The organism is Winogradskyella rapida, assembly GCF_042675845.1.
Lineage (GTDB): Bacteria > Bacteroidota > Bacteroidia > Flavobacteriales > Flavobacteriaceae > Winogradskyella > Winogradskyella rapida.
Genome location: NZ_JBHTKM010000063.1, coordinates 977283 through 986796 on the forward strand (window position 1 = coordinate 977283; position 9514 = coordinate 986796).

The 9514-nt window shown below is 36.3% G+C and carries 8 protein-coding genes and 1 tRNA gene; 1 reads left to right on the plus strand and 8 read right to left on the minus strand.

The features are described from left to right. The first annotated feature begins 16 nt into the window (after positions 1–16). The gene (locus ACFQ13_RS11600) at positions 17–727 is read left to right on the plus strand and encodes a DUF4369 domain-containing protein (protein ID WP_386117499.1); all 711 of its coding nucleotides are present in this window, start codon (positions 17–19) and stop codon (positions 725–727) included. Positions 728–997: 270 nt separating this feature from the next. Here ACFQ13_RS11600 and ACFQ13_RS11605 read toward each other — a convergent pair. The 8 genes from ACFQ13_RS11605 to ACFQ13_RS11640 all read right to left on the minus strand — a co-directional run. Continuing rightward, a tRNA-Thr gene (locus tag ACFQ13_RS11605) sits at positions 998–1071 on the minus strand. Between the two features lie 68 nt (positions 1072–1139). Then, a complete protein-coding gene (locus ACFQ13_RS11610; protein ID WP_386117502.1) occupies positions 1140–1409 on the minus strand; it encodes a hypothetical protein in 270 nt (89 codons plus the stop codon). A 79-nt stretch (positions 1410–1488) separates the two neighbouring features. Further along, a complete protein-coding gene (locus ACFQ13_RS11615) occupies positions 1489–2460 on the minus strand; it encodes a type I phosphomannose isomerase catalytic subunit (RefSeq protein ID WP_386119440.1) in 972 nt (323 codons plus the stop codon). A 2-nt stretch (positions 2461–2462) separates the two neighbouring features. Further along, a complete protein-coding gene (locus ACFQ13_RS11620; RefSeq protein WP_386117506.1) occupies positions 2463–2873 on the minus strand; it encodes a 6-pyruvoyl trahydropterin synthase family protein in 411 nt (136 codons plus the stop codon). A 2-nt stretch (positions 2874–2875) separates the two neighbouring features. Further along, positions 2876–3397, minus strand: a complete 522-nt coding sequence (gene idi, locus ACFQ13_RS11625; RefSeq protein WP_386117508.1) for an isopentenyl-diphosphate Delta-isomerase — start codon at positions 3395–3397, stop codon at positions 2876–2878. A 127-nt stretch (positions 3398–3524) separates the two neighbouring features. Next, positions 3525–5480 (minus strand): OmpA family protein, encoded by a 1956-nt coding sequence (locus ACFQ13_RS11630; RefSeq protein ID WP_386117510.1) that lies wholly within the window; start codon positions 5478–5480, stop codon positions 3525–3527. Positions 5481–5492: 12 nt separating this feature from the next. Then, entirely contained in the window at positions 5493–6428 is a 936-nt protein-coding gene (locus ACFQ13_RS11635) for a PorP/SprF family type IX secretion system membrane protein (RefSeq protein ID WP_386117512.1), read from the minus strand. Positions 6429–6442: 14 nt separating this feature from the next. Then, positions 6443–9514 (minus strand): DUF7507 domain-containing protein (locus ACFQ13_RS11640; RefSeq protein WP_386117514.1); only part of this gene is annotated, 3072 nt, incomplete at its 5' end.

A 9514-nucleotide genomic window follows, 5' to 3' on the forward strand; every position in this document is an offset into this window, starting at 1 on the left:
AATTACACTCTATCACATGACAAAATTAAATAAGATCTTAAGTTTAACCTTTATCGTGGCCTTAGCGTTTTCATGCAGCCAAAGTCCAAACACCAACTTTACCTTAAAAGGACATATTAAAGGTTTAAAAAAAGGGATGGTTTATCTTCAAAAAGATGGCGATTCTAGTATTGTAAATCTAGACTCCGTAGCCATTTCTGGACAGTCTGAATTTAGCTTACATACCGATATTGAAGAACCAGAGATTCTTTATCTCAAACTGTTTAAAAACGACAAAGACGAACATTACATTCCGTTTTTTGCTGATAAAGGTGTTACTGAAATCTCTACAACACTAAAAAACTTTAATTACGACTCTAAAATTAAAGGTTCTGAGCAGCAAAATCTATTAAATGAGTATACCAACGTGGTCTCTAAATACAATTCTAAAAATTTAGATTTAATTGAAGCGAGTTTTATTGCTCAAAAAGCGAACGATTCAGTTACTGCAGATTCTTTAAACCGAGCTTCAGATAAACTTATCAAACGTAAATACGCTTATACCATTCAGTATGCCTTAAATCATAAAGATAACGAGATTGCACCGTATTTAGCTTTGTATGAAACTCGAAACGTGAATCCTATTTTTATAGACTCTATTTATAAAAGCCTTAGTCCAGAGGTTAAGACTTCGCTTTATGGTAAAAAGCTCGCAGAAATAATTGCAGCTCGTAAGGAAGCCAATTAAAAACTTTAGATAATACATCAAAAAAAATCCAATCAGCCGATTGGATTTTTTTTTTGATGCTACCTTAAACATTCTTCATTAAACACAAGCTTCTAACCCACCTTATCATCCTAATAGTCGTCATTGCTATAATAACAATGCGATTTCAGAAGCTTAAAATCAATTAAGACTACAATCTAAGACAGCTTAAATAGGAAGCCTTTAAACGTGTTAAAACAAGAGCAAAAAAAAACTCTAATCACTTTAAAAAGTGTTAGAGTTTTTATGAAGAGCCGATGGAGGGACTCGAACCCACGACCTGCTGATTACAAATCAGCTGCTCTAGCCAGCTGAGCTACATCGGCAACAATTGCTTACTAATATCGGTAAGCGAGCGCAAATTTAAGATAGATTTTTAAATCTGCAAATAAATTTATTTTAATTTATTTATTTTTTCAATAAGAGCTCTTCCTTTAGACTCAAGATCAGCGTTTATCGCTTTAAAATGTGCCTTTTTATTTTCTACACTACGGTCATTAACACGAGCAATTAACTCATCAAACGTAACAATAGCCTCGTCAATAACAGCTTCACTCTCTTTTGTTGGTTTCTCTGCATTCGTCAATTCCCAAACGTAAACTGCTTCAATAATATCTCCTAGTACGTAATTGATATCTTTTTTTAATTCTCTTTTATTAGCCATGATAATTTTATTTTAATAACTGCAAAAATACTAAATCCATTTAGTTAATGAATTGCATTTTCTTAATTTATCTTAAGTTTTAAACGTAAACCTCTAAAAGCTTCCCGTATTCAGACTTTAAACTAAAATCTTTAACGGTTGCTGGGATCAATATTGTTTCGCCTTTAGAAATCTTAATTGTAGTGCTATCGGTTATAATTTCAACAGCACCATCAACACACATATAAATTAGAAAGGAATCCCATTTATTATGCTTTTCAATTTCAGAATCTATAATCATAAAATTGGTCGTAAAATAAGGACAGGTCACCATGGCATTAGAGACATTCTTCTCCTTCTTGTAAGACACTCTATAATCGTCTTCCATGTTAAAATCAAAGGCATCAATGGCAATATCATTATGCAATTCGCGCTCCTTTCCGTTGGCATCAACACGGTCCCAATCATACACTCGGTAGGTTACATCACTAGTCTGCTGTATCTCTGCTAAAAGGACACCCGCTCCAATAGCATGAACTCTACCCGCTTCAATAAAATAGGTATCGCCTTCTTTTACGGTATCAAAATTTAAAATTTCGGTGAGGCGTTTTTCTTCTAAATGCTTTAAGTAAATTTCTTTATCTACTTTTTTATTAAAACCTACAATTAAGTTAGCGGCTTCGTCGGCTTGCATTACATACCACATTTCCGTCTTTCCGAAGGAATTGTGACGTTTTTTAGCCAGTTCATCATTAGGATGCAGTTGAATGCTTAGATCTTGTTTGGCATCTATAAATTTAATAAGTAATGGAAAGGCCTTACCAAAACGTTCCCAATTTTTTTCACCTAATAAAGCAGATTGATGCTCATTGACTAAATCTTGTAGAGACTGCCCAGATAAGGCTCCGTTAGAAACGATAGAAACAGCTTCTGGAACAGTACTAATCTCCCAACTTTCGCCCAAAATTTTCGACTCTGAAGCTTTGTTAAAGTATTCGTTTAATTTACTTCCTCCCCAGATTTTATCTTTTAATATAGGTTGAAACTTTAATGGGTATAAACTTGATTTCATCATTATTTTCCGGAATAAGTTACAAAATTACGTGGTGTTTCATAAAGCGTAATTTCTAGCTGAAACTTAGCATCGAGTTTCGCTTTGAGTTTGTTGTAAATCACCACTACAATATTTTCTGCTGTAGGATTTAAGTCTTGAAATTCTGGGACGTCAAGGTTAAGGTTTTTATGATCAAAAGCCTCTTCCACTTCGGACTTTATAAGGTCCTTCAACGTTTTTATATCGATAACGTAGCCTGTTTCAGGATCTATTTCTCCTGTAACACTAGCAATCATTTCGTAATTATGACCATGAAAGTTAGGATTATTACACAATCCAAATACCGCCTGATTCTTCTCAGCACTCCAATCCTTACGATAAAGTCTATGAGCCGCATTAAAATGTGCTTTTCGATGTACGGTAACTTGCATGATTAACTAACGTTTATAAATTCATAAAATTTTTCAAAAATAATTTTAAACCAAGCGGTGTAAAGTTCTGGATGCGCTGCAATATCTTCTTGTACAGCTTCTAAACTCATCCATTTCCAGTCAGCAACTTCATCAGGATTAATTTGAGGAACGCTGTTATAACACCCAACCATAATATGATCAAATTCGTGCTCCGTTAATCCATTTTCAAAAGGTGCTTTATAAATAAAAGCTGTTTTTTCTTCCAATTCGGTTACAAACCCCATTTCTTCTTGAAGGCGGCGCTTACCGGCTTCAAGATTAGACTCACCATCGCGCTGATGACTACAACAGGTATTGGTCCACAAGCCTGGTGTGTGGTATTTGTGTAGCGCACGTTGCTGAAGCATTAATTCATTTTTGTCATTAAATACAAACACCGAAAAGGCGCGATGTAGCAATGCTTTTTCATGCGCTTCCATTTTTGGCATTAATCCAATCTTATTATCGTTTTCATCAACGAGGATCACTTGTTCTTCTGTCATGCCGTAAAAATACCAAGTTAAACTTTAAAATGCATTAATCTTTTCATAAAAAGGCCATATTACAACTAAAAACATCTTGTTTACAAGCCGTAAACAAGATGCTTTTCCACAAATAAACCAACCCCAATTAGTCTTTAATAATAAACATGGATCGCCTATTAAGTTGATGTTTTTCTTCGCTACAATCTACTCCATTTGCGCATTCATTAATTAACTGCGATTCTCCATAGCCCTTTGCAGACAGTCTACTTTTAGCCACTCCTTTATCATAGAACCATTGCAACGTAGATTTTGCGCGACGTTGCGATAATTTAAGATTATAAGCATCTCGACCTCTTGAATCTGTATGAGATTCTATATGAATTTTTAATTCTGGGTATTGCTTTAATGCCGCTAATATTTTAGCTAGCTCTACCTCAGCATCTGCACGGATATTAGATTTATCATAATCAAAATATATAGGTTGTAAGGTTAACTTACAGCCAAGGTCATTAGGTAAACACGGATCCATAACCTTTAAGGTTAAAGGCATATTTAGTACAATTGGCATCACAATTGTTTTCGGATTCTTAGGGGTTTCAAAAATTTCTTCTTTAGGATTATAGCCTTCTTTTTTAGCCCTTATAATATACTGTTGGTTACAATCTAAATTGAAAGTAAAAAGACCATCTTCCTTAAGAATCACCGACTGAATAACTTCATTATTACTATCTAAAAGCGTCACCTCGGCATCTGGCAGTAACTCGCCAGTATCCGCATCGGTAACAGGACCTTGAATTGTGATTTCACAACGTTCCCAAATTTGATAAATATCATCACTTTTACTCCCCTCATCGCCATCTCTATTGGATGTAAAATAACCTATACGACCTTCTTTAATAATAAAACTAAAATCATCTTTACTACTGTTAATTGGAGCACCAAATGTTGCAATTTCTCCATGATCATCTGCATTGAGTTTGGTGACAAAAATATCTAAGCCTCCTAAACCTTTAAGGCCATCACTAGAAAAGTATAAATTGTTTTCGGTACTTATAAAAGGAAATGTTTCCCTGGCCACCGTATTAATAGTAGTCCCCATATTTACAGGAGTGGAATAGGTATCATTATCTAAAATATCTACATACCAAAGGTCAGACATTCCAATAGTACCCGGCATATCTGAAGCAAAGTACAATCTATTTTCTTCAGGATTCAATGCCGGATGTCCTACGGAATAACTATCACTATTAAAGGGGAGTTCTTTTATATTGCCCCAACTGTCCCCTACTTTTGTAGCCTTGTATATTTTAAGTCGAATAACAAAATCTTTGTCTCGTCGTTTTTTTCCGTCTAAAAAATTATTTCTCGTGAAGTACATCGTATTTCCATCTTTAGAAAACACGGGGGTAGACTCGTGATACTTGGTATTAATATCACCTTTTAAGGGCTCTACTTTTTTTAAGTTCATTTCATCATCCACCTCAACTTGATACAAATCAAGAAAAGGTTGTTTATCCCAACCAGCAAGATCAACAGCTTCTGAATCAAAATTCTCACTCGCATTATCACTTGAAGCGAATACTATTTTATTGTCATAGAAAGCCGGTCCAAAATCTGAATGTTCAGTATTGGCGCTAATTTTATCGATTTCAAATAGCTTATCGTCTACTCCTTTTTCAAATAAGGTATCGGCAACATTTTTATAAGATGCTATAGTTAAGGCTTTACCTCCTTTAGCTTTGTAGGTTTCCATTAAGCGTTCTGCCTCGCGCAATTCGCCTGTACTTTTTAAGCATTGTGCGGCGCGGAAATAATCAATTGGCTGAACGTCATCAGGAAATTCATTTAACAATTTATAATACCATTTTGAAGCGCCGGCATATTCACTATTAAAATAATAAGTGTCGCAGAGTTTTCTATACACCTCAGCCGATCGATAGCCATTAGCCACAACTTCTAAGTAAATTTCGCGGGCATCGATATAGTGGTATTTATCATATTTTGCGTTGGCTTTTTCTAATTTCCCTATTTGGGCCAAAGAACTTGCCGAAAACGTCAGTGTAAAAAAACAGAGTATTAATTTATATATATGTAGATTCATAGTTTTTAAGGTTTAGAAAAATCTAGGCGTTAGTATACGTTCAACATTTTTAAGGACATCAAATTTGATAAAGACCTCATAAGAACCATCACTATAGGTTTCAATATCTGTAGTCTGATAATCATATCCCATCCCTATAAATAATCTGTTTGTAATCTGAAAACCTGCCATGGCTGTTACGGCAGCATCAAAACGATAAGCCGCACCAAGCGTAATTTTTTCATTAATGAGAAAATTAGCCGAGATATCCGCCTGAATAGGAGAACCATCCACCAATTTCACCATGGTGGCTGGTTTAAATTTTAGATTTTCATTGAGATCAAACACATAGCCCCCAATTAAGAAATAGTGTAAACGTTCTATCGCAAATTCATCGACATTAATATCATCGATATTATCCGTGTTATAATGTTTTGAATTCAGCAAATTAGGTACTGACAACCCGACGTACATTTTATCGGTGTTATAAAAAATTCCGGCGCCTATTTGCGGATAGAGTTTATTGTTGATGTTCTCTGAAAACTGCGAATCATTAGTATCATAAATATTAAGTTTTGTATAATCTACATCTAGAATATTAACCCCTGCTTTTATACCAAAAGACAATTTAGATACTCGAGAAAACATTAAGGCATAAGCATAATCTACAACGATATTAGTCTCTGTAGATGGACCAATTTGATCATTAACAATAGACAGCCCGAGTCCCATTTTTTTAGCTTCACCTATTGGGGAGCTTATGGTAAATGTTCCTGTTTCTGGGGCGCCATCAAATCCTACCCATTGCGACCGATACAACAGCCCAAAACTAAGGACGTCTTTAGAGCCTATATACCCTGGATTAATAACCTGGGTGTTATACATGTATTGCGTGTATTGCGAATCTTGCTGAGAAAAGCTTAAACTAATACTCATAAAAACTAGCAGTATTAAAATGTAATATTTCATAAGATTATGGGGGTTTAATTATTTTTTATATATAAATATCCTTGATTCGTTATGGTCTCTCTCCCTACAAATCGTCTTAATATATAGTAGTAGGTTCCTGTTGGTAATTCTTCATCTTTATTAATGGTACCACGACCGTCAGAGACACCGGTAAACACCTTGCCGTTAATACCGTAACCATCCATCTCATAAATTAATACACCCCAACGGTTATATATTTTTAAATTATTTTGAGGATAATCTTCTATACCTACAATTCTGAAGAAATTATTATCACCATCGCCATCTGGTGTAATGGCATTAAAAATTTCGAATTGTGCACTTAAGACTTCTGGTAAATCCGTAACCGTAGGATCATCGGGTTCATTATCGTCATTAAGGTCTATATCATCAAAATTATTAGGATCATCGGAGGTGTCCGTGTAGGTCACTCCATCTGCTCCAGTTGCCGTAACAATAGCTTGGTTGGTGACTTGACCGTTGGCAATATCCTCTTCAGTAAGTGTGTAAGTTGCTACAAAAGTGAAGTCATCTATTCCGCCTGCATCTAATTCGGCAATAGGGCCGCCTTCGATGATAATACCAGGAAGAGGATCCTCAATGCTAATATCATAAAGCGTTATAAACCCAGTGTTGTAAACCGTAAAGGTGTAGCTTAACGTTTCACCAACTTCTGGAACACCACTTCCGTTTTCATCATTAAAAACTCCAACTTTTTCTAGGGACAGCCCTCCTGATAGACAGATGGTCGTAATGGTAACATCATCTTCCATAGTGCTATCATCATCCGATAAATCCATCAACATGGTTCCGTCCATCATATTCATTCCTGTAAGCATAGCTTGATTGTTAACGATACCGGCTTCAATATCCGTTGCAGTAAGTGTGTAATCTGCGGTATACCACCACGTTTCATTTACATCTAACTCAGTATCGGCATCATCATCTCCAGAAGCAAGCGTCATGACACCGCCTAGCATACTATCGGTTAATTCTACTAAAGGCACACTTAAATTACCTTCATTGGTAACTTGGAACGTATATGAAATTGTTTCACCTATATTTCCACATCCATCAGAATTATCGTCATTAAGAACTCCGGTTTTCACTACTGCGATTGCTGCTTTTTGGCATAAAATCATTTCAGTGATATCATCTTCTGAAGCACTATTATCATCCGATAGATCCATCACAGCAGAACCATCACTAACAGTAATACCTGTAACCGTTGCTTGGTTGTATATAATTCCTATATCAATATCTGATTGGGTAATGGTATAATCGGCAACATAGATCCACGTTTCATCACTATCTAATTGGCTGTCGCCGTCTGTATCTCCTGAAGCTAAATCCATAAGACCTCCTAGCATCACATCTGTTAATTCTACCGATGCTATACTTGAATCGCCTTCATTAGTCACAGTGAACGTATAAGTAATAGTTTCACCGATATTAGCACAATCATCTGCGTTAAGATCATTATAAACCCCCGATTTGACTACTGCTATTACTCCAGACGATAAACACACTTGTGTTTCTGTAGCATCATCTTCTAAGACGCTATCGTCATCCGATAAATCTGTGAGTATAACGCCATCCATTGCACTTATACCACTTACTGTGGCTTGGTTACTCACCATTCCTGCATCAATATCGGCTTGAGTTAAAGTGTAGTCTGCGGTATAAACCCAGATCTCATTAACATCAAGTTCGTTGTCGGCATCTATATCTCCTGATGTAAGCGCGATAAGACCACCAAGCATGGTATCCGTCAACTCTACATTAGTGACACTTGTGTTACCTTCATTACTCACCATAAACGTGTAGCTTATGGTTTCATTAACATCACCACAACCATCGCTATTGCTATCATTAACCTCAGCAATTTTTATCAATGCTATCGACGCTGTTGATTGGCATACCACGGTTTCTGTGGCATCATCTTCTAAAATGCTATCATCATCTGATAAATCTGTAAGTGTTGCACCATCAATAATGCTTATTCCACTTACTGTGGCTTGATTGCTCACCATTCCTGCATCGATATCAGCTTGTAATAAAGTGTAGTCTGCGGTGTAGATCCATGTTTCATCAACATCTAACTCATTGTCGGCATCAGTATCTCCTGAGGCTAACATAATTTCACCACCTAACATGGTATCTGTTAATTCAACATTGGTGATGCTTGTGTTTCCTTCATTAGTGACGTTGAACGTATAAGAAATCGTTTCTCCGGCGTCGCCACAACTGTTGTTATTCGCATCGTTAACTTCGGCTATTTTTATCACTGCTATCGCTGCAGGTAATTGACATACCTCGGTTTCTGTGGCATCATCTTCTAAAACGCTATCATCATCCGATAAATCTGTAAGTGTTGCACCATCAATAATGCTTATTCCACTTACTGTGGCTTGATTGCTCACCATTCCTGCATCGATATCAGCTTGTAATAAAGTGTAGTCTGCGGTGTAGATCCATGTTTCATCAACATCTAACTCATTGTCGGCATCAGTATCTCCAGACGCTAACATAATTTCACCACCTAACATGGTATCCGTTAATTCAACATTGGTGATGCTTGTGTTTCCTTCATTAGTGACGTTGAACGTATAAGAAATCGTTTCTCCGGCGTCGCTACAACTGTTGCTATTTTCGTCATTAAAAACTGCCATTTTTATCACTGCTATGCCTGATTCTAATGGCAAGATTAAATCGGTAATATCATCTTCTAAAACGGTATCATCATCTGAAAGGTCTTCTAAAGTGGAACCATCTATTGAACTTGTTCCAGTTACCACAGCTTGATTACTTACGATGCCTGCATCAATATCTGATTGCGTAATTGTATAGTTGGCTGAGTACAACCAAATCTCTTCGACATCTAAAATGTTATCACTATTGTCGTCTCCTGAGGCTAAAGTGAGTTCTCCGCCTAACATAGCATCTGTAAGAACAACATCTATTATGGTGGCTTGCCCCTGGTTGGTGACTGTAAAACTGTAGGTGATCGTTTCTCCTAAGTTTGCATAACCATCATTATTTTCATCATTAAAAACTCCCGTTTTTATCACTGCGATGCCTGATTC

Bases quoted from the DNA above. Each gene is read 5' to 3' on its own strand.
- ACFQ13_RS11600 (WP_386117499.1), top strand. From the start codon at position 17: ATGACAAAATTAAATAAGATCTTAAGTTTAACCTTTATCGTGGCCTTA.
- ACFQ13_RS11610 (WP_386117502.1), bottom strand. From the start codon at position 1,409: ATGGCTAATAAAAGAGAATTAAAAAAAGATATCAATTACGTACTAGGA.
- ACFQ13_RS11615 (WP_386119440.1), bottom strand. From the start codon at position 2,460: ATGAAATCAAGTTTATACCCATTAAAGTTTCAACCTATATTAAAAGAT.
- ACFQ13_RS11620 (WP_386117506.1), bottom strand. From the start codon at position 2,873: ATGCAAGTTACCGTACATCGAAAAGCACATTTTAATGCGGCTCATAGA.
- idi (WP_386117508.1), bottom strand. From the start codon at position 3,397: ATGACAGAAGAACAAGTGATCCTCGTTGATGAAAACGATAATAAGATT.
- ACFQ13_RS11630 (WP_386117510.1), bottom strand. From the start codon at position 5,480: ATGAATCTACATATATATAAATTAATACTCTGTTTTTTTACACTGACG.
- ACFQ13_RS11635 (WP_386117512.1), bottom strand. From the start codon at position 6,428: ATGAAATATTACATTTTAATACTGCTAGTTTTTATGAGTATTAGTTTA.